The sequence below is a fragment of the Cupriavidus sp. MPR-AND1C genome (assembly GCF_058809705.1).
Map to the genome: position 1 here is coordinate 78941 of NZ_JBXASU010000007.1, position 19245 is coordinate 98185.

Sequence of the window (19245 nt, forward strand, 5' to 3'; positions counted from 1 at the left end):
GAATCTGAGCCTGAAGCCGCATTTTTGAACTGAAAAAGCACGCCGTTTGACCCTCTCGGAACGGACCCTGATGCAAGGAAACCCTGAAAAGCGCGGCGCATCGCGTCGACGTTTGACCCCACTTCCCCCGGCGCCGGAAACGACGGAGGATGACAACACAGCGGTTGCTGAAAAGCAGTCTGGAACTGTGGCGGGCGAGTCTCTTCTAAATCGGGAAAGTCCAACGGCGCTGTATATGCAGATTGCCGACCTGTTGCGCTCGGACATCGACTCAGGTTCCTTCGCGACTGACAGCAAGCTACCCGGGGAGAATGAGCTCACTCACCGTTTCGGAGTGAGTCGCGTGACGGTTCGCCAGGCCATTGCCCAGTTGCTGGCTGAGGGGTACGTCGTTAGCAAGCAGGGCAAAGGCACTTTCGTGTCGCGGCAAAAGTTCTTGCACGACCTGAAGCCGATGCGAGGGTTTTACGACGCACTCATCGCGCAAGGTGTGGAGCCGAAAACGAAGCTGCTTGAATTTGGGCCTGCATCTGCTTCAGAAAGCTTACGTCAGGCGTTTGGCGCAACCGATGCCGATTGCTTCCAGCTGCGACGCCTGTATCTGGTTGATGACGAACCCATTGCGCTTGTTGTGTCGACGCTGCCGCCGGAGGCTAGCGGATTAACTTGGGAGCAGGTGAACCGCACCCCCATTTATGGATTGTTGGAAAGCGTCTTGAAGCTAACCGTGACGAGAGCAGAGGTTCGAATTCGCGCTCGCTCTGCGGGCGCCTCAGTCGGCCAACTCCTGGGACTTTCTGCGAAGGCTGCCCTTCTCGTCATGGAGCGCGAGTCTTTCGGCAGCGATGGTGCTTTGCGCGAACGTACTTCGTTCTACATTCGCCCGGAAAATTACGAGTTTTCGCTGAGCGTTCAAGGTCCTTTGCCCGTGGCCTCGTCAATCAAGAACGTGAACGGCGCCGCATCCCGCGCAACAGAGAAATAAAGATGTGCGAAGTCGAGTCTTTCCTCAGAGGAAAGGCTCGACGGTCCATCGTGAGCGCAGGACTGGACTTGTTATTGGTTGGTCATCGCATCTTCGAAGACGCGCTCTCAGGCTCTCTCCAATCCCTTTCTCTTTCATCGCATTGCGGCACCGCTTACGCAATCAAAAATCAGACGAGGTGACTACGAATGCGGCGCAATTCATCGCCCATGCGGGTGAATCGCGCGTCGGTCATCTCCACGGAGGGCTTGGTGGTGCCAAGCGTGGGTGCTTCCTTTGTTACAACCAATTCCACGAAGGCCGGTGCCGGTCCACTCAAAATCGAGTGAAGCTTGCGTTCGAGGTCTTCCAGGTCGCAGATGCGTTGCGACGTCTTATAGCCTGCCGAACGGGCAAGGCCTACGAAGTCCACAGTCTCGGCGCCTGGCGTGTCCAGATTCCCTAAGCCGGAAAACTGAGTGCTGTTGTTGAACAGGAAGTGGACATACTTTCCCGGCGCAGCTTGCGCTACCGTCACCAATCCTCCCAACTCCATGAGAAGGCTGGCGTCTCCGTCGAGGACGAACACGGGACGTTTCGGCTGCGCCAAGGCAAGTCCCAGCCCCAAGGACGCCGCCCCGCCCATCAGGGGAACGCACGCGACGTTCAGCGGGTCGGTGGAAATCTTGTCCAGAGCGTTCATCGCACCCATTGTGCAAACGACGATGGCATCGCCACGGACCTTCTGAATTACTTCGCACGCTTCTGCAGTAGACATGTTCATGATTGGCTCCTTCAAACTGACTGCTTTACCTTGTCGGCATCGTTGGATTGCGCGAATCCCATGAAGTGACCCGCGATAAGTACAGCTGGTCCCTTGCGTTCCCGGGATGCGGCCCAAGCGGCCGCGATATGTCTTTCGTCCCCCGGCGCCTCGAGTCGCCAGTACGGAATATCGAGTGTTTCCAGCAAGGGCTCGAGCATTCGCACCATCAGACGACGGGATTCCCGTGGGTCCTTCCCAAGATTCGCGAACTCGCGTCCGAACTGGCCGACCACAAAAAGCATCGGAATCTTCGAGTCGAGGCCAAGCGCTCGAACACTGTTGATTGCTGCATAGAAGCCCTGGTTTTGCACGAGAATCGCGACACTGCGCCCGCCCGCGTACAGACCCGCGGCCACTTCGACCGCCTGGTCTTCGGTCGTTGTGGGCACTACGCGGATACCATTGTTCTGGTCCTCGAGCGCCTGATGAAGAGCAATCTGCAACATGTCCGGAACCGTCGTGACGAAGTCGATTCCGCACTTATGGAATTCGCCAATCACCTTGGCCGCGCTGACAGAGTGTTGAGTGAAATCGTTGTCCATACTGACCTCATTGCGCTGGCGCGCGTTACATGCCCGCATGCAGGATGGCGAGCGAATAGTTTTTGCGGCGGCTTGGGGCCGAAGCAACGCTGCCGTTCACAGTGACGGAAGCGTCGGAACGCAGCCTTGAACGGATAGAAAGCAGGAGTTGGTGCCACATCACGAAGATGGGCCGGAAGGTACACATTGGGGGTGTCTCCATCGTCGGTCGCTACCCAAGACGCACTGATTCTCGGGTTTACGACTTGTATCTAAATGTCTTATCATCTTGATACAATGCGAAGCAGACGACCGCAAGCAGAAACACGAGATTTGTCGGAATTTGAGACTAAAAATGCTTCTTCGAACAAGAAAGCACGATGCCCCCAGGGAGACGAATGACCACCTCCGATATGCTCCAAGAGCACAAGATGCTCAGGCTACTCAGCCTTCTCGAGCGGGTTTCTGCCTCGAATCAACCGGTCACAATTGCGCAGATAGCGATGCGACTGGATATTCCGAAGGCCAGCGCAGCGCGGCTCGTGGACCTGTTGATTTCTAGTCGGTATCTGGCACGGATGCCGGACACAAGAGGACTCATACCCGGCCCGCGTACCGTCCAACTTGCCGCGTCAACCCTCAGCAACAGTTCGTTCCGACGCGAATGCCGGGCAGTGCTTCGTGGGTTGGTCTCGCGCCTTGGCGAAACATGTAATCTCTCAGCTTTCGATGGTGATTGCGTGCTGTACCTCGAGCGCGTCGAAACGTCGGAGCCGTTGAGGATGCATCTGGAGCTTGGCTCCAGACACCCGCTTCACTGCACCGCAGGCGGAAAATTATTCTTGTCGCAGCTCCCGCCCGTTGAGCGCGCTGCACTTCTGGACCGGCTCACGCTTAGCCCGCGCACGCCACACACCATCACCAACAGAGCGAAGTTGGACGATGAACTCACGCGTCTTGCTGAGAAGGGAATCTCCACCGACAGGGAGGAATTCATCATCGGCATGGTCGGTGTAGCTGTGCCTGTAATTACGGGTTCTTCGCGCAATGCCATTGCGCTCGTATGTCACGCGGCTGCCCCCAGAAGCAGTCTGGAGGAGTTGCTTTTGAAACTGCCAGTTTTGAAGGAGGCAGCACTGCAGTTTAAGGCCCTGTTCGACGCGCAGACCGTGGATTGATGCTCGTGCCGGCACGCGTGCCCGTCTTTTGCGTGTCGTCAGGAAGGACTCATTCGGCCATACGCGTCCAGCAACGACGTCTTGTACACGACCCCGAGAATCGATGAACTGTTGGAGGTCGGGTCGATAACCGGAAGGCGTTCCCCACGAAACTTGAGGAACAATTGCAAGGCTTGGCCCAACGTCATATCTGGGGTAAGGACGTGAAACTCCGGTAAGAGGAAGTCCGACGCAGTTCTACGCCGTGGAATCCGAGGAGCCGCCAAATCAGAAGCGACGTCGTCCAATGCGACTACACCACAGAACTGCTGACGTTCGTCGACGACGTAGAGATACTTCACGGGATGTTCCGCAAACATACGAGTCATCGCCTCGACCGATGCGTTGAGCGGGACGATAGTGTCTGCGGGCCTGACCAACTCCCGCATTCTCATAGCAGCGAGTTTCGACCGGTCTTTCAACTCACGATTGCGCCGTACCGTCACTTCGTACATTGCACTGTGCTCGGCGTTGCGAGCCACGAAGTATGCGATGACACAGGAAAGCATTAGCGGCAGGACTACCTGATATGAGAGGGTCATCTCGAAAATCATGAGAATTGCCATCAAAGGCGCATTGGTGGCCGCTGTCAGGAAAGCGCCCATGCCGACGATTGCGTAGGCGTAGGGCTCGGCGCTCGCCTGTGGCCATATGTTCTGAACACCAATTCCGTAGATACATCCGATGACTGCCCCGACAAATAGCGTTGGCGTGAAAACGCCTCCAACTGCACCTGTCCCAGCTGTTGCGAGCGTTGCGATGATTTTTAAGACCAGCACAACGAGCAGCGCGGTCCACGTCCACGGCTGATGCAGCAGCGAGTTCACAACCTCGTAACCATTGCCCCACACCTCTGGCGCCCAAACGGAGACAATGCCTACTATTAAGCCTCCTAATGCGAGCTTCATCGGAAGAAAAAGTGGCAGCTTGCCAAATCCCTTCTTGGAAATCGCGAGCAGTTGAAGAAATCGAGGGGCCAGAATTCCGCAAAGTAGGCCGAGGACAACAAATGGGAGGACCTCCATCCCGGTGACCGTAGGAAACGACGGCATCTCATAGGGAGGTCTGTAACCAGCGAATTCACGCATGGTAATGTTGGCGACGACTGACGAAACTACGATGGGACCGAACCATTCCATCGCCATCGAACCGAGGACCAACTCAGTGACGAAGAACGCGCCAGCAATTGGTGCGTTGTACGCCGATGTGATGCCTGCTGCCGCACCGCACGCGACGAGCACGCGCAGGCGAGCCGGGTCGAAACGAAACAGCCGGCCGACAACCGAAGAGCACAGGGCCGCGAGTTGAACCATTGAGCCCTCTCGACCGATTGAGCCGCCGCTGGCAATTGAAAAAAGCGACGAAATAGTCCGCCAGATGCTTTGCCACACGGGCACTACACCGCCTCCAACGGTGACAGCTTCCATATAGTCAGCACCCGAGCCTGAGGAACCCCGACGCGCGAGAAGCAAGCACCCGCCAGCTATCAGGCCTCCCACCGTCGGCACAGCAATCCGAACAGGCCACGGCAAAGCCTTCGCAAACTCAACAAAATTCCCGGGCTCCCCCCCAATCGTTCGCTGCAGCAAATCTATACCTTCTCGAAATGCAGCCATCGCGTAGGCGCCAACAATTCCCACGACAACGGCCCAAAGAAGCATTGCGTGCGTGTCGGGTTGGCGCACGGCCTTCCACAAGAAGGTCCGGAGCAGGCAAGAGGCATTTTTCATAGCTAGCTGCGACAGTACGGTCCCCGAGGCTGACCGGTCGATGCGCAGTCGGCATCGAAACTCGTGGGGCAAAGAAGTGGCTCGGTATTGAAGCACCGAGAACAACGCCGCCATAAAGGCGGCGTTACGGTCCAACGGGTTGCAGCGCGCTCAGTGCCGCGGCTTGAGATGGACAGGAGATGTTTCTGATTGTCCGTGAGCAAACGTGGCTGGGGCCGTGTCACCTGAGCCCCCTCGCAGAAGGCGAAGCGTTTTTGTCTCCGGGTCGACTTCAACCAGCGAGCCGTGTGGAATGAGTTCGGTCACATCCTGGTCAAAGCCAGCCAGCATTGAGATTCCCCCGAGGGCTGCGCCTTGCGCCAGAATCGTGTTGACCGTGTTGAAGATGATTGCGACGGGTGCCATGTTCCGCGATTGCATCTCGTGGAGCATCCAGGCACTCGCTACCCCACCTTTCGCTGTGTCTAAAACCAGAACCCGGCCAACGTACGACTGGCCGACCAGCTTATGTGCCGGACGAGAGAAGACACCTTCGAGACGATTCAAGTCGTAGCGAGCGGAAAATCCATCCTTCGCAACCAGTGCTTCTCCCGAGACTTTCTTTCCGAGCGCGTGACGCGCCGTCAATACGAGTTCGCTCATGCCAGTTCTCCTTTTTCCGCAGCAGCGACGCACTCTTCCATCGATGCCAGCATCGGCGTGTATCCGTAGCCACCCAGAATGTTCACAAGCTTTGCGCTATTCGTCGCAAGCTTTTTCCAGCCCTTCGCTTCAGACATTTCACGTGCGTACGACTGGTAGAAGCACATACCAGACAGCACGGTACCTCCAGCGCTTTCGATGCGACGCGTATAGCCGAAGCGCTCCGAGTCGGGCGACACCTGAGGGCTAGTGACTGCAAGGAGCGGGACCTTGAACTTGCGGCCGTCGCAGAGTTCCGCAAGCGAGCGGAGTTCGTACAGACTCAGTTGCGGTGCGGAGAAGACGACGACATCGATAGATTTGGTCACTGCGTAGCTTGCAGCGAGCGCATCGATTTGTTCGCGGTCAATACGGTGATGAACCGGCAGCTTGTCGCCGCCAACGTCTTCGATGCGCTGAGCTTCCGGCGTAATACCGACGAGATGGAAGAGTGCGATGGAACCGAAACTGGCCATCGCGGCGCCGAAGTGCTTCAAGTCGTCGGAGGTCGGCGCACCCTCAATACCTTCAATCACCGGCACTTGCCAGTAGTTACCAGCCAGGCGACCGATAACGCCACCGAGCGCACCCCATTCGTTGAGCGTACGCGGCGTGAAATCAACACGGAAACGCATCGTCGCTTGACGCTGCTCGTCGAGATGGTAGCCGTAGCGTGGCGTACGGCCGGTCAACCCGGCTGACAATGCGGATGGCCCACCTTCAAAGTTCGAGCGTGCGCCGTTCACCGAATTCGAATAAATGACGACGCCGGTGTCACCAAATGCAACATGTTCGCCACGGGTTGCGGCCAGCACCGTCTGATAGTTGATGCAGGTGTCGGTCATGCTGACGCCCAAGCGTTCGAAAGCATGAATAGCGCGGCGCTCGAGTTCAACCATCCAGTCACGCTGACCGAGGTCGTTGGCTTTGCTGAAATCCGTGCCGCGCGGGTCGGTGATGGTCGGGATGCAAACAGTGTGGCGACCGTCGGAGGCCTCTGAGAGACCTTCGAGCCACATCACACCCGCCTGACCCAAGCTTTCCGTATCAGCCATCACGTGCGCCTGCGTCACGGGTACGAAATCGCGCGCTCCGAAGAAGTCGCCGACTTGAACCTGATGGCGCATCGCCATTTGCAGGACCTTTCCGCGCTCTCCGTTGAGCATTGCGGTTTCTTCATCGTTGAGAAGCATTCGCCGTCTCCAGTCTTATCTCGTAAGTGGGGCAGTACGCGTTGAGCTCATTCAGTTAGCTTCCGCGGGGAAGGCGTCACGCTCGATGACTGACTATTGCGATAAACAGTCCAGTTGCGTAGCGTGACCGCCATTTCGAGATGACATCGCCTCGTGAGATGTAAGGAAATGTCTATCTTCGACACCTTGGTTGTCTTAACTTGTATTAAGACAACATGAGCGAATAATAGCCAGTCGTCTTTGGGCTGTCAACAACCGGTTTGAGATATGTGTGACTTGCAGAAAGGCGAACGTGCGATGCCACGTAACCGGCGAAAAATACTGTTTGTGAGGAGTTTGGGCGGCGCAACGAAGAAGCGCGCGGCGAATGGCGCCGCGCGCCACAAACACTAGAACACCCATTACTGTCGCGCTGATTGCGCCACCGCGCTGTGGCAGAACTAGCGACGCCGTTCGGTGTGCCGGCTAGCGTGCTCACATCCTTCGAGGGCAAGGCAGCGCTCCACCTGAAAATGAATGAGCTCTTCAGGATGTTCGCCACGGGTCCGCAACGCGGAGCACCGAGGTTTTTCAGTCCTCAAACCACCCGTTCAACTGGCTCTCGTAGCCCTACGGGAGTGCATCCTCCACCAGCTCAATCCAGTGTCTGACGTCGGTGCGATGAGCGCCACCCAGATGAGTCTGGCACCCAATATTGGCTGTCACAATTAGTTCGGGGTTGCCGCTCTCCAGCGTATCAAGCCTGCACGCTGGGGCGCGCTACTTTGTTCAATACACTGCCGAAATGAGCCGGATTGACGCCTATCGACTGACGCGTCGCTCTGGAAAACTGTCTCATGTTCAAACCACACGAGACACCAATGTCGAATACGCTCCCCCTGATTCACCTCAGTCCCAATGATGTCGTGCGCTTGGTCCACCGCATCGGGCTCCCGCAATGTATCGCAGGCGTGGCTGAACGCATTGAGCAGGACTTTCTGCGTTGGTCGGAATTTGATAAAAGTGCACGCGTAGCCAGCCACTCACCTGACGGCGTTGTGGAATTAATGCCTATCGCCGATGCGACCCAATTCGCGTTCAAATACGTCAATGGCCATCCGAAAAACACCACTCTCGGCCTACCCACAGTGATGGCGTTCGGCGTTCTGGCAGATGTTGCCACCGGTGCGCCCATCATGCTTTCCGAACTTACGCTGACCACCGCGATTCGCACGGCAGCTATGTCCTCACTTGCCGCGCGCACGTTGGCGAGGCCCGGGTGCCGCACGATGGCTCTCATAGGCAACGGGGCTCAAAGTGAGTTTCAGGCAATGGCCTTTCGGCACTTGTTGAACATTCAGAGCATCCGACTCTACGATGTCGACAAGGCCGCAACCAACAAGCTCCTCTCGAACCTTGAAGGCTTTGGATTGGACCTCGTGGTCTGTAATAGCGCAGCGGAAGCTGCACTGGGTGCGGACATCATCACCACCGTGACGGCAGACAAGACGAATGCAACAATCATCTCGCCGGAGATGGTCACGCCTGGCGTCCATATCAATGCGGTCGGCGGTGACTGCCCAGGCAAGACGGAGCTGCATCGAGGCGTCCTTGAAATGGGTAAGGTCTTCGTCGAGTACGAGCCGCAGTCTCGTATCGAGGGTGACATCCAACAGATGGCTGCAGATTTCCCTGTGACAGAGCTTTGGCGGGTTCTGACGGGCCACGTGCCGGCGCGCCATAGCGCGAGCCAGATAACCATCTTCGACTCGGTTGGGTTCGCGCTCGAAGACTACTCCGCATTGACCTTCCTGTATGAGAAAGCTCGCTCGTACGGCTTCGGACGGGATTTGGCCTTGATTCCCGCTCTGAACGACCCGAAGAATCTTTTCGGCGCGCTGGAGCTGGCAAGCATCGCGCCGGAACCGTCGCTGGTCGACTGAAGCAGGCATACTGCGTTCGTGCCGCCGCGAAGTGATGTTCCCGGTTGGTACGAAGCACGCCTTCGAGCGCTGCAAATTGTGCACGAAGTTGCTCGGCCCGCTCGCAAAGCATAGAAAAAGACCCGAGCAAGCGCTCGGGTCAAGGTCTGCTCGCAACATCAGCGGACGAATGAAGACTTCGGGCTGAGAACTTGTGGCGAATCGCTACGAGCGCGCCAGCTTGGTTCTGAAGGCGAACCTGCGGCCAGAATGATGTCGCCAACATAACCAGAAGTGGTCGGATTAGGGGCATAGGAATTTGGCTGCCAGCAGGAGATTCCAGACCGCATACTGTGCTCCATAGCCATATGGGAGGTTGTTTGCGAAGTTCGTGTCTTTGCTGAAGCTATAGGTGCCACCAAATTGAAGTCCACCGAATATCGGACTGGTGTACTTATGTTGCTTACGCGGAGGGTGTTAATAACTATCTGAACGTCTTCAAAAGGATGCTGGTCTCCGTATGGCGGATGCCTTTAGTCAGCCTTATCCGCTCTAATACTTTTGAGAGTTCGGCCGGCGAGCTTGCCCGTAGCTCTGCAAGCAAATCCCACCGACCATTGGTGTCGTGAAGCGCAACGGCGGCAGGCTCTCCGAGCAGGCTTGCGATGACCTCTTGCGTGCGATTTCCGTCTACCTGTACGCCCATCCAGGCACGAATCCGTGTGTCGTCATCTTCGGGACGCAGCTTGAGCGTGTAGCCAACAATGACTTGCTCATCCTCAAGTTTGCGTAGCCTTGCCGTCACGGTACCGCGGGCAACGCCTAACTTGGACGCGAGCGTTGCGATACTGAGCCGCGCGTCTTGGCGTAATAAAGCAATCAATTTCGTGTCGATGTCGTCCATGATGCGCGGCAGGGCTTCAATTTTTTTGACGTCATTCAGCTAAGTAGCCGGCAGGGGAGAAGAACTGCTGTCAAAGGTCTACGAAGGGCAATCACATCGAGCTCGTTAGAGAGTCACCATTTGTTTCGACAACCAGCAGTCTTGCTCTGAGACCAAGCTTAGCCTTCGGGTTACTTCAGGCTTCCGGAAAGGAATTGCCGCAGCCGCTCACTTCGAGGGGAGTTGAGCACTTCTTCGGGAGGGCCTTGCTCCTCTGTACGACCCTGATGTAGAAACATGACATGATTCGACACGTTCCGTGCGAATCCCATTTCATGCGTAACTACAATCATGGTCCGGCCTTCTTCGGCGAGCTTCTGCATCACTTTTAGCACTTCGCCGACGAGTTCCGGGTCCAGAGCGGACGTAGGTTCGTCGAACAGCATGACGTCGGGATTCATCGCCAACGCACGTGCGATGGCAACCCGCTGCTGCTGGCCGCCGGACAGATGCGACGGATATTGCTTCTCGACACGGGGAGGCAAGCCGACTTTTTCAAGGTATTCGCGGGCTCGCTCTTCTGCCTCTTTTCGGCTGAGGCCGAGCACGTGTGTCGGAGCTTCAATGATGTTCTCGAGAACGTTCATGTGAGCCCACAGATTGAAGTGCTGAAACACCATCGACAGCTTCGTCCGCATACGCTGAAGTTGTTTGGGCTCAACGACTACCAAATCGCCTGTCTTGTCTTTCTTCGTTCGAATTTCTTCGCCATCGAGGAAGATTTGCCCCGATTTCGGGCGCTCGAGATAGTTGATGCAACGCAGAAACGTGCTCTTGCCGGAGCCGGACGCGCCGATGATGCTAATCACGTCACCCTTTTTTGCGGTGAGCGACACGCCCTTCAATACCTCGTTATCGCCGAAGCTCTTGTGGATGTCTTGGACTGCGAGCTTGCAGCTCATTGCCTGAGTTGTCTTCATTAACATGCTGTTCCTTCTAAATCGCTGGTCCGTCGTTTGCCCACCAGACAGGACAATGGGGTTGTTTAGTGGGGCCGAACCGCCAGATATGCCAGCCAGCGTTGCTCGGCTTGTCGGAAGAGTGCGACCAACGCAAATGAAACTGCGAGATAGAGCAACGCAGCAATCCCGAAAGACTGAAAGGACTGGTATGTCGCAGCATTGGCGTCGCGGGCGACCTTGAGGATGTCGGGCACTGTTGCGGTGAAAGCGACTGACGTAGCATGAAGCATCAGAATCACTTCGTTGCCATACTGCGGCAAGGAACGACGCAAGGCCGATGGAATGACAATTCGTCGATACATCGTGAACCAGCTCATTCCGTAGGCGCGCGCCGCTTCGATTTCGCCATGATTGGTCGTTCGCATCGCTCCCGCAAATATCTCAGTCGTGTAGGCGCACGTGTTGAGCGCAAATGCGATGATTGAGCAGTAGTAGCCGCTTCTGAAAACGGCACTCAACACTTCGGTCGAACGGACAAACTCGAATCCGTAAAGACCGGTGTAGATGAGCAGGAGTTGCACGTAAAGCGGAGTGCCCCGGAATACATAGGTGTAACACCAGACCGCTACGCTCAGAAACTTGTTCTTGGATATACGGGCTACCGCAAGTGGGACAGCCAGGATAAAGCCAATGAACAGCGACGCGTCGAGCAACCAGAGGGTGACCGCAAGGCCTGAAAACCCCTGTCCATCCCAATAAAGGAAGGCGCGCCAGAATTGGTTGAGAATATCAATCACGAATTACAGCTCCGCGTGCCGTACGCCGGACGAGTAATGCTTTGCCAGCCAAGCCAAGACGAGGTTCGAGAAGGTCGTAATAACCAAGTAGATGAAGGCTGCGCACAAGATGAAGAAGAACATTTTGAACGTACTCTTGCCCGCGTCTTGGGCCGCCTTCACGATGTCCGCCAGTCCGATGATGGAGACAAGCGCCGTCGCTTTAACGAGAACTTGCCAGTTGTTCCCAATTCCAGGAATCGCGAAGCGCATCATTTGCGGAAATAAAATCCGCCTGAATACAAGGGTGCCGTTCATCCCATAGGCCGCGCCGGCTTCGAGCTGACCGCGCGGAACTGACAGGAATGCTCCCCGGAACGTCTCGGTAAAGTAAGCACCGTAAATGAAGCCAAGCGTTAGAACCCCGGCAACGAACGGGTCGATATCAAATTGAGGCAGTCCCACCGCATCGGTCAAATTATTGATTCCGATTTGGATGCTGTAAAACAGCAGCAGCATTAAGACCAAGTCCGGAACCGAGCGGATAAGCGTCGTATAGCACCTACCAAGTTCCCGAAGGGGACGATTGAATGAGAGTTTTGCGGTTGCGCCCAACAGTCCGAGGACGATTGCGGTGGCAAGCGACAAGAGAGACAGCTCAATAGTTCTAATTGTGCCCGCGAGTAATAGCGGGCCGAATCCATACAGGAACACACTCGTCTCCGTGTTTAGTTTTGTATTGCGTGAGGACGTTACTTCGCGTCGAACCGACCAGGTTTGCGCATTCAGCCTGACCCGACCTCACATTCGATGCTTTTGTGGCGCGCGAAGGCCATCGACCGTAGGACATCTCTGATACCCGCGCTCGCCACTATTTGGTATGTATCTTTTGCGCCCGTGGTCGGCGCTGTAGACAACTATCTGGCGGGGCGGCGCATGATGCGCCAGCCCCGAAGCTGCGATGCCCCGTTGTGAATCGACTTACCCGACTCAGCTACCGTAGATGTTGAAGTTGAAATACTTCTTCGCAATCTTGTCGTATGTGCCGTCTTTTCTCAGGCTATCGATAGCGCCGTTGATAGCGTCGCGGAGCGCCGTGTCGTCCTTTCTGACGCCGATGCTAACGCCCGGGCCAAAGATGGAGTCGTCTTTGATAGCGGGACCTTGCGCAAAGACGAAGTCCTTGCCCGGAGGGGTCTTCAGGAAGCCTGCATCTGCTTGAGGAGCAAAGGCCATGGCCGCGTCGATACGACCTGCGATGAGGTCAGGCCAGATGAGGTCCTGCGTTTGGTAAGGCACAATGTCGACACCATTCCCGCCCCAATATTTACGAGCGTAGGTCTCTTGAGTGCTGCCCTGCAGTACACCAACTCGCTTGCCCTTGAGCGACTCAGCTGTAGCCACCAGCGGAGAGCCCTTTTTGACAACCAGCGCCTCGATGGGCGCGTAGAGCTTGCTCGTGAAGTCAATCACCTTGAGTCGTTGCTCGTTCTTCGACATCGAGGAATTGATTGCATCGAACTTGCGCGCCTGCAGAGCCGGAATCATGCCGTCAAAGGAGTTCTTGCGTATTTCGGACGAACGTGACCGGCCGTTTCGGGATGGTGACCGGCGATTTCGGCAACGTGACCGGGCATTTCGGGAACGTGACCGAGCGGACCGGAAGGCAGGATTGGCGTTGCGCATGACATCAACCACGCGGGCTATGCTCGCCGGCTTTTGCCGGAGAGAGCATGCCCGCGCACCGGATGAACATGCGCATGATCAAGGACGTTTTACGACTTAAATTCGACGGCGGCTTCTCGCACGATCGGATCGCCGCATCACTGGGCATATCCAAGGGCGTGGTCACGAAGTACATCGGACTAGCCGGTGCCGCCGGGTTGGACTGGGCAAGCGCCTGCGATATGGATGAAGGCGAGCTCGAGCGGCGGCTTCTCGGCAAACCCACCGGGCCGGCAGGCTACGCCCAGCCCGACTACGGACGCATCCATCAGGAGCTGCGTCGCAAGGGCATGACGCTGACGTTGCTGTGGGAGGAGTACCAGGCCGAGTTCGCGGACCGGCAGACCTACCGCTATACGCAGTTCTGCGAGCACTACAAGGCGTTCACGAAACGCCTGAAGCGCTCGATGCGTCAGATTCACCGCGCCGGCGAGAAGCTGTTTGTCGACTTCGCCGGCCCCACGTTGCCGCTGACGACTGGACGCCGCGCGCACATCTTCGTGGCGGCCATGGGCGCATCGAGCTACACATTCGCCTGTGCGACGCCGGCCGAAACGATGGAGGACTGGCTGGGCGGCATTGGTCGCGCGCTGACCTTCTATGGCGGCGTGCCGCAGTTGATCGTGCCGGATAACCCGCGCGCGATGATTGCCGATCCCGATCGCTATGAACCTCGCGCCGGCGACACCGTGCTGGACTTTGCACGTCACTACGGCACGTCATTCCTTCCTGCACGCGTATATCGTCCGCAGGACAAACCGAAGGTAGAGGTTGCGGTCCAGGTCGTCGAACGCTGGATCATGGCGCGCCTGCGTCATCACCGGTTTGAGTCGGTCCACTCGGTCAATGAGGCGATCCGCCCGCTGCTCAAGAACCTGAATGAGAGGCCGTTCCAGAAGCTGCCGGGATGTCGCGCCAGCGCATTCGCCCAGCTGGACGCGCCGGCACTGCAGCCGTTGCCGGCACAGCCTTATGAGCTCGCGCGCTTCAAGACAGTGACGGTTCACATCGACTATCACGTCGAGATCAACAAACACCGCTACAGCGTGCCGCACGCGCTGGTCGGTCTCAAGCTCGATGCGCGCATCACGGCGGGCGCTGTCGAACTGCTGCATCGCGGTCGCCGTGTCGCCAGCCACGCACGCAACGAGCGCGCAGGCGGCTACACCACCGTCGTCGAGCACATGCCGGCGGCGCACCGCGCTCATCTGGAATGGACGCCGCAGCGGCTGATTCATTGGGGACAGCAGATCGGCGCGGCAACCGGCGTGCTTGTTACCCGGCTGCTGCAGGAGCAACGTCATCCGGAACACGGCTATCGGGCGTGCCTCGGATTGCTCTCGCTCTCACGTCGCTATGGCCGCGAACGTCTCGAAGCCGCCTGTGCGCTAGCACTGGAGCTGGGCGTGCACCGTTACCGCCACGTGCGCGACATCCTGATCAACAACCGTGACCGCGCTGCAGTGGCAACGCCTGCCGACTGGATCAGCCCGAGCCACGCGCATGTACGCGGCCCCAGCTACTACCAATAAAGAAGACCCACCATGATGATGCAACAGACACTGACGCAACTGCGCACCCTGAAGCTGGACGGTTTCGCTGACGGCCTGGAAGAACAACTGACGCAGCCCGGTGCGGCCAGCCTGAGCTTCGAGGAACGCCTGTCACTGCTGGTCGACCGGGAAGCCAGCTGGCGTGATGATCGCCGTCGTACCCGATTGCTCAAGCAGGCGCGCCTCAAGTATCCGCAAGCCGCCATTGAAGATCTCGACACGCGCGCTGGTCGTGGCGTCGATCCGCGCTCACTCACGAGTCTCGCGCTCGGTGACTGGGTCGAAGCCGGCTACAGCCTGCTCATCAGCGGTCCAACCGGCGCTGGGAAATCGTGGCTCGCTTGCGCCCTGGCCCAATACGCTTGCCGGCGCGGGCATTCGGCCTTGTATCTGCGCGTGCCGCGACTTGGCGAGGAGCTTCGCGTTCTGCACGGCAATGGCGGCTTCACAAAATGGCTGCTGCAGGTCGCCCGCGTTGACGTGCTCCTGCTGGACGATTGGGGAATGGCTCCCCTCGACGCGATGGTCCGAAACGATCTGCTCGAAATGATCGATGACCGCTCGGCGGGAAAGGCGACCATCATCACCAGCCAGTTACCGATTGAGCACTGGCATGGATGGATCGGCGACGAGACCATCGCCGACGCAATGCTCGACCGTCTCATGCAGCGTCATCACCGGATCACGCTCACCGGTGAATCCCTCAGAAAGGCATCCCCAAAACCCAGCGTCCTGGAGCCCGAACTCGACCAGAACTAACAAGAAAATCTACAATCAACACCGCGCAACGCCCAACCCCGCCGAATCGGTCACGTTCCCGAAATCGGCGGTCACGTTCGCCGAAATACGCAAGTTCTCGACCCACACGCATTTCGCGTTGAGCTTGGCACAGATTGCATTCCCAAGGTCGATGTCGAATCCCTCCAATTCGCCGCTCGGCGTCTTGGATTCGAACGGAGGGTACGAACTATCGACACCAAAGCGGATTTGCTTGACGGTATCTGCTGCCGCTGCCAACGGCACGCAGGCAACGCACAACGCGGCAATAATCATCTTCAACTTCATTGCAAAACTCCTGTTTGCGACTGGCAGGAGCGTCCGTAAATCGAACGTTCGCCTGTTGCCTGTTATTGACTGATTAGGAGCGACGTTTGTCGCGCTTCGTACGCAGCCTCCGTTGGCGCTAGACATCCGTCGGCGCCCCGCCGACTTCACAGGGCGTGTTGGTTGTCAACGCTTAGGCGAATGATGCGTGGGTCAAGTCAATCGCGTCCAATGCGAATAAATCGACAGGTTATGCAAAAATGAGATAGGGTCGACCGGCAGACGAGCGAGCGGAAGAACAGACAGCTTGGCGGCGATTGCACGCACCAATGAGGCGAGTGTCTGCAGCGTAGATGCAGGTGGGTTGCGATTGATTGGTAATCGACAGCACCGCGGCGCGCGTCGAGCCGTGCCTGGCGACAGTGCTTGCCAGAGCGAGCTGCCCCGCAGCCAGTCCCGAGACGCCAGAATCCACCGATACAGCGTCTGCTATGTCGGACGTAATAGCACGCGCTATTCGACTAGCTGTGCGAAGAGGTAGCAGTGTGCGGTAGCGCCGCGTGCCGATAGGAAGAGCTACTTCTGCCACCCGGCGATTTCTCGCTCGAACTGGTCCCGCAACAGTCCGACGAACTGTTCAGCCAGCTGCGACATTGAGCTATGGGGCGGATATAAGAGGAAATTGGGATAGTGGACGGATGGGGAGAAAGGCAGGATTTTGACTCCTTGCCCCACGAAATCCGAGGCTACCAACGGATGGGCTAACGTCACGCCCAGCCCTACCTTGACCATTTCGCAGCAGCTGGCACTGTATTGTGCTTCGAGCGACATGTTGCGTGAGACGCCCTCCCGTTCAAACAGCCGGTCGGTCTCTTCTCTCGAGCCGTCGCCATGCACCAGTGAGATGTATTCCTCTCCCTGCAGGTCTGTCGCCTTTATTTTGGCTTTCCCGGCGAGTCGATGGTTCTTCGGCAGAATACAAACGACCTCAGAGTCGGGGAGCGCTTCAACCTGGCATGTCGCGGCGGCGGAGACGAAAGCGACGATGCCGATGTCGCAGAACTGTGAAGACACCCACTGCTCAACCGTATTAGAGGTGTTCGTATGAATCGAGACCGTGACATCGGGTCGAGACTGCTTGAATCGCTGAACCACGCGTGGCAGGAAGCTGAGTCCGATTCCTGGGATTGACGCGATGCGCAGCCGGCCGCTGCCAAGGTTGCGGATGGTGTCTGCAGCATAGGTGAGGCTTTTCAGGCCGACGAAGGCTCGCTCTACTTCTTTGAACAACGCCTTCGCCTCGGGCTTCGGGATGAGGCGTCCGCCCGTGCGCTCAAACAGGACCAGCCGAGTGTCGATTTCGAGCTGACTTATGAGGCGACTGACGTTCGATTGAGATGTGTGCAACTCTTGGGCGGCCCCAGTGGTCGACCCTGCCTGCATCACCGCACGGAAAGCTTCAATCTGGCGCAGTTTCATCTCACCTATCTCATTTTGGCATAGACACCGATTGTATTCGCATTTGACCGCATAAACGTGTCGGCTCAAGATTCGTAGCAACACAGAACAACTCTCGGCGGCAGTTGCCGGTACTGATTGGTTCTGAGGCCAAGTCCGCCAATCCCCGATAACTGCAGTTGGATTGTGGCTGGTGGGCTTGCCCTTTGCATGCATGCGCAAGCGCACAAATCCACCGGGGCCCGGCGAACTCTCCACGCCATGGTAGATAGGTTAGTGGCGGGCTGAAGTAATGCGGCCTGCACTCTGAGAATGCGGTAATGACAACACGTGAAATATCAAAGTTCTACGACACAGTCGTCATCGGTGGTGGGCTGGTTGGGTCTGCCGTTGCTTTCGGAATTGCGCGAGAAGGCGCAAAAGTCCTTGTAATCGATGAAGGGGATGATGCCTTCGGCGCCTCCGTTGGCAACTTCGGCTTGGTTTGGGTCCAAGGTAAAGGCGTCGGAAGGCCTAGCTACACCTCATGGACACGCGCATCCGCAGCGCTCTGGCCGTCTTTTGCCGCTACGTTGCTCGCAGAGACTGAAGTGGACACACAACTACTTCAGCAGGGAGGCTTCGATTTGTGCTTCTCCGACGAAGAGCTCGAGGAGCGCGCAAGCCAGCTTTCGCAGATTGCTGACGAGTCAGATGGCGACTATCCCTTCGAAGTCTTGCAGCCGGCTGAACTTGCTGCGCGGCTTCCGGGTGTTGGAAAGTCTGTCGCCGGAGCGACCTATTCGCCGATGGACGGCCATGTCAATCCTCTCAAGCTTCTGCTTGCCTTGCGCCGAGGGTTTGCCAATCGTAACGGGGATTTGGTCAACTCTGAGCGCGTGCAACGCATCGAGCCGCAGGCCGGTGGATTCGTCGTGCATGGAAAACGTGGTCGATGGACGACGGCGCGCGTCATCCTGGCGGCCGGCTTAGGAAACAAAAACCTCGCGCCGATGGTTGGGCTTAACGCCCCCGTCGTCCCCATACGCGGCCAGGTCTTGATAAGCGAGCGCGTCGCGCCGTTCCTTCATCATCCGACGGTGACCGTCCGGCAAACGAATGAAGGAACGGTTCAGTTGGGTGACTCGTTGGAAGACGTGGGCTTCAACAACGGCGTGACGACCAACGTCATCTCCGAAATTGCTGCTCGCGGCGTGCGGGCTTTCCCGCTGCTACGTGACGTTCGGCTCGTACGCGCCTGGGGCGCACTTCGTGTGATGACACCAGACGGCTTCCCAATCTATCAAGAGTCTGAAGCGCATCCTGGCGCGTTCAACGTCAGTTGCCACAGCGGGGTCACATTGGCGGCTGCGCACTCCCTGCGCCTTGGCAGCTGGCTCACGGGCGGTGCGATACCTCCCGATTTCCAGGCCTTCTCCGCGGACCGCTTTCTGAAACCTTATGAAGCTTTTGCCCATGTCGACTGATTCACTGTTTGAGCAACTACCGACTTCGCAGGGTCCGACGGTACGCATATCGTTCGACGGCATCGACTATCAGGTACCGGCCGGGTCCAACCTCGCCGCCGCGCTACTGCTGACCGGCGTTCGGCGCTTTCGCAGCACGCCGGTGACGGCCGCCCCACGAGCGCCGTTTTGCATGATGGGCGTTTGCTTCGAGTGTCTTGTTGAAGTCGACGGAATGCCAAATACCCAGAGCTGCCTCGAGCCCGTTCAGGAAGGGATGGTCGTTCGTTCTCAACAAGGTGCACGCCAGGTTCGTCAGGGAGTCGATGACGATGCACCAGCAGCCCAACTGCGCCAGGAGTAGCG

At 57.5% G+C, this 19245-nt stretch carries 18 protein-coding genes and 3 pseudogenes; 7 read left to right on the forward strand and 14 right to left on the reverse strand.

Annotation, left to right across the window (positions count from 1 at the left end):
- Window positions 1-70 precede the first annotated feature (70 nt).
- Window positions 71-985 carry a GntR family transcriptional regulator gene (locus AC1RWI_RS06680; protein WP_124684269.1) on the forward strand — a complete coding sequence of 305 codons (915 nt, stop codon included), beginning with the start codon at window positions 71-73 and terminating at the stop codon, window positions 983-985.
- A gap of 169 nt (window positions 986-1154) precedes the next feature.
- On the opposite strand, the gene AC1RWI_RS06685 is transcribed toward AC1RWI_RS06680, so the two are convergent.
- Complete coding sequence (locus AC1RWI_RS06685) at window positions 1155-1748, reverse strand: thiamine pyrophosphate-dependent enzyme (protein ID WP_043355275.1); 594 nt, start codon at window positions 1746-1748, stop codon at window positions 1155-1157.
- 11 nt (window positions 1749-1759) lie between these two features.
- Window positions 1760-2332 carry a thiamine pyrophosphate-binding protein gene (locus AC1RWI_RS06690; protein ID WP_052495062.1) on the reverse strand — a complete coding sequence of 191 codons (573 nt, stop codon included), beginning with the start codon at window positions 2330-2332 and terminating at the stop codon, window positions 1760-1762.
- A 377-nt stretch (window positions 2333-2709) separates the two neighbouring features.
- Here AC1RWI_RS06690 and AC1RWI_RS06695 point away from each other — a divergent pair, with 377 nt between their 5' ends.
- Complete coding sequence (locus AC1RWI_RS06695) at window positions 2710-3489, forward strand: IclR family transcriptional regulator (protein ID WP_043355272.1); 780 nt, start codon at window positions 2710-2712, stop codon at window positions 3487-3489.
- 38 nt (window positions 3490-3527) lie between these two features.
- On the opposite strand, the gene AC1RWI_RS06700 is transcribed toward AC1RWI_RS06695, so the two are convergent.
- From AC1RWI_RS06700 to glcF, 4 genes and pseudogenes are all read right to left on the reverse strand, one after another.
- Entirely contained in the window at window positions 3528-5258 is a 1731-nt protein-coding gene (locus AC1RWI_RS06700) for a ClcB-like voltage-gated chloride channel protein (protein ID WP_043358183.1), read from the reverse strand.
- Window positions 5259-5408: 150 nt separating this feature from the next.
- The gene (locus tag AC1RWI_RS06705; protein WP_052495060.1) at window positions 5409-5900 is read right to left on the reverse strand and encodes an aconitase X swivel domain-containing protein; all 492 of its coding nucleotides are present in this window, start codon (window positions 5898-5900) and stop codon (window positions 5409-5411) included.
- Window positions 5897-7132: an aconitase X gene (locus AC1RWI_RS06710; RefSeq protein ID WP_043355268.1), complete on the reverse strand. Its 1236-nt coding sequence runs from the start codon at window positions 7130-7132 to the stop codon at window positions 5897-5899. The genes AC1RWI_RS06705 and AC1RWI_RS06710 overlap by 4 nt, the downstream gene beginning before the upstream one ends.
- Before the next feature lie 609 nt (window positions 7133-7741).
- Window positions 7742-7876 (reverse strand): annotated as a pseudogene (gene glcF / locus AC1RWI_RS06715) (glycolate oxidase subunit GlcF); the annotation flags it as partial.
- Window positions 7877-7992: 116 nt separating this feature from the next.
- On the opposite strand from glcF, the gene ocd reads away from it, so the two are divergent.
- Complete coding sequence (gene ocd / locus AC1RWI_RS06720; RefSeq protein WP_043355252.1) at window positions 7993-9054, forward strand: ornithine cyclodeaminase; 1062 nt, start codon at window positions 7993-7995, stop codon at window positions 9052-9054.
- Between the two features lie 291 nt (window positions 9055-9345).
- Here ocd and AC1RWI_RS06725 read toward each other — a convergent pair.
- The 6 genes and pseudogenes from AC1RWI_RS06725 to AC1RWI_RS06750 all read right to left on the reverse strand — a co-directional run.
- Window positions 9346-9489 (reverse strand): annotated as a pseudogene (locus tag AC1RWI_RS06725) (porin); the annotation flags it as partial.
- Window positions 9490-9517: 28 nt separating this feature from the next.
- The gene (locus AC1RWI_RS06730) at window positions 9518-9937 is read right to left on the reverse strand and encodes an Lrp/AsnC family transcriptional regulator (protein ID WP_043355251.1); all 420 of its coding nucleotides are present in this window, start codon (window positions 9935-9937) and stop codon (window positions 9518-9520) included.
- A gap of 170 nt (window positions 9938-10107) precedes the next feature.
- A complete protein-coding gene (locus tag AC1RWI_RS06735; protein ID WP_043355249.1) occupies window positions 10108-10902 on the reverse strand; it encodes an ABC transporter ATP-binding protein in 795 nt (264 codons plus the stop codon).
- A 59-nt stretch (window positions 10903-10961) separates the two neighbouring features.
- Window positions 10962-11675: an ABC transporter permease gene (locus AC1RWI_RS06740; RefSeq protein ID WP_043355248.1), complete on the reverse strand. Its 714-nt coding sequence runs from the start codon at window positions 11673-11675 to the stop codon at window positions 10962-10964.
- 3 nt (window positions 11676-11678) lie between these two features.
- Complete coding sequence (locus AC1RWI_RS06745) at window positions 11679-12368, reverse strand: ABC transporter permease (protein WP_043355246.1); 690 nt, start codon at window positions 12366-12368, stop codon at window positions 11679-11681.
- A gap of 276 nt (window positions 12369-12644) precedes the next feature.
- A complete protein-coding gene (locus AC1RWI_RS06750; RefSeq protein ID WP_233474030.1) occupies window positions 12645-13202 on the reverse strand; it encodes a transporter substrate-binding domain-containing protein in 558 nt (185 codons plus the stop codon).
- Window positions 13203-13387: 185 nt separating this feature from the next.
- Here AC1RWI_RS06750 and istA point away from each other — a divergent pair, with 185 nt between their 5' ends.
- Complete coding sequence (istA, locus tag AC1RWI_RS06755; RefSeq protein ID WP_043355244.1) at window positions 13388-14911, forward strand: IS21 family transposase; 1524 nt, start codon at window positions 13388-13390, stop codon at window positions 14909-14911.
- A gap of 12 nt (window positions 14912-14923) precedes the next feature.
- Window positions 14924-15691, forward strand: a complete 768-nt coding sequence (gene istB, locus AC1RWI_RS06760) for an IS21-like element helper ATPase IstB (RefSeq protein WP_035927402.1) — start codon at window positions 14924-14926, stop codon at window positions 15689-15691.
- A 93-nt stretch (window positions 15692-15784) separates the two neighbouring features.
- Here the strand turns inward: istB and AC1RWI_RS06765 are convergent.
- Window positions 15785-15985: pseudogene (locus tag AC1RWI_RS06765) on the reverse strand (transporter substrate-binding domain-containing protein); the annotation flags it as partial.
- Between the two features lie 567 nt (window positions 15986-16552).
- A complete protein-coding gene (locus AC1RWI_RS06770; RefSeq protein ID WP_043355240.1) occupies window positions 16553-17455 on the reverse strand; it encodes a LysR substrate-binding domain-containing protein in 903 nt (300 codons plus the stop codon).
- A 299-nt stretch (window positions 17456-17754) separates the two neighbouring features.
- On the opposite strand from AC1RWI_RS06770, the gene AC1RWI_RS06775 reads away from it, so the two are divergent.
- Both AC1RWI_RS06775 and AC1RWI_RS06780 read left to right on the forward strand, forming a co-directional pair.
- On the forward strand, window positions 17755-18900 hold the full coding sequence (locus tag AC1RWI_RS06775; RefSeq protein WP_043355238.1) for an NAD(P)/FAD-dependent oxidoreductase: 1146 nt from the start codon (window positions 17755-17757) through the stop codon (window positions 18898-18900).
- Window positions 18890-19243: a (2Fe-2S)-binding protein gene (locus tag AC1RWI_RS06780; protein WP_082055307.1), complete on the forward strand. Its 354-nt coding sequence runs from the start codon at window positions 18890-18892 to the stop codon at window positions 19241-19243. Before AC1RWI_RS06775 ends, AC1RWI_RS06780 begins: the two co-directional genes overlap by 11 nt.
- Window positions 19244-19245: the final 2 nt, after the last annotated feature.

Excerpts from the sequence above, each read along its gene's own strand:
- AC1RWI_RS06685 (WP_043355275.1), bottom strand. The coding sequence starts at position 1,748 with ATGAACATGTCTACTGCAGAAGCGTGCGAAGTAATTCAGAAGGTCCGT.
- AC1RWI_RS06680 (WP_124684269.1), top strand. The coding sequence starts at position 71 with ATGCAAGGAAACCCTGAAAAGCGCGGCGCATCGCGTCGACGTTTGACC.
- AC1RWI_RS06700 (WP_043358183.1), bottom strand. The coding sequence starts at position 5,258 with ATGAAAAATGCCTCTTGCCTGCTCCGGACCTTCTTGTGGAAGGCCGTG.
- AC1RWI_RS06695 (WP_043355272.1), top strand. The coding sequence starts at position 2,710 with ATGACCACCTCCGATATGCTCCAAGAGCACAAGATGCTCAGGCTACTC.
- AC1RWI_RS06770 (WP_043355240.1), bottom strand. The coding sequence starts at position 17,455 with ATGAAACTGCGCCAGATTGAAGCTTTCCGTGCGGTGATGCAGGCAGGG.
- AC1RWI_RS06750 (WP_233474030.1), bottom strand. The coding sequence starts at position 13,202 with ATGATTCCGGCTCTGCAGGCGCGCAAGTTCGATGCAATCAATTCCTCG.
- AC1RWI_RS06690 (WP_052495062.1), bottom strand. The coding sequence starts at position 2,332 with ATGGACAACGATTTCACTCAACACTCTGTCAGCGCGGCCAAGGTGATT.
- istB (WP_035927402.1), top strand. The coding sequence starts at position 14,924 with ATGATGATGCAACAGACACTGACGCAACTGCGCACCCTGAAGCTGGAC.
- AC1RWI_RS06775 (WP_043355238.1), top strand. The coding sequence starts at position 17,755 with ATGACAACACGTGAAATATCAAAGTTCTACGACACAGTCGTCATCGGT.
- istA (WP_043355244.1), top strand. The coding sequence starts at position 13,388 with ATGCCCGCGCACCGGATGAACATGCGCATGATCAAGGACGTTTTACGA.
- AC1RWI_RS06780 (WP_082055307.1), top strand. The coding sequence starts at position 18,890 with ATGTCGACTGATTCACTGTTTGAGCAACTACCGACTTCGCAGGGTCCG.
- AC1RWI_RS06730 (WP_043355251.1), bottom strand. The coding sequence starts at position 9,937 with ATGGACGACATCGACACGAAATTGATTGCTTTATTACGCCAAGACGCG.
- AC1RWI_RS06705 (WP_052495060.1), bottom strand. The coding sequence starts at position 5,900 with ATGAGCGAACTCGTATTGACGGCGCGTCACGCGCTCGGAAAGAAAGTC.
- AC1RWI_RS06735 (WP_043355249.1), bottom strand. The coding sequence starts at position 10,902 with ATGTTAATGAAGACAACTCAGGCAATGAGCTGCAAGCTCGCAGTCCAA.
- AC1RWI_RS06710 (WP_043355268.1), bottom strand. The coding sequence starts at position 7,132 with ATGCTTCTCAACGATGAAGAAACCGCAATGCTCAACGGAGAGCGCGGA.
- ocd (WP_043355252.1), top strand. The coding sequence starts at position 7,993 with ATGTCGAATACGCTCCCCCTGATTCACCTCAGTCCCAATGATGTCGTG.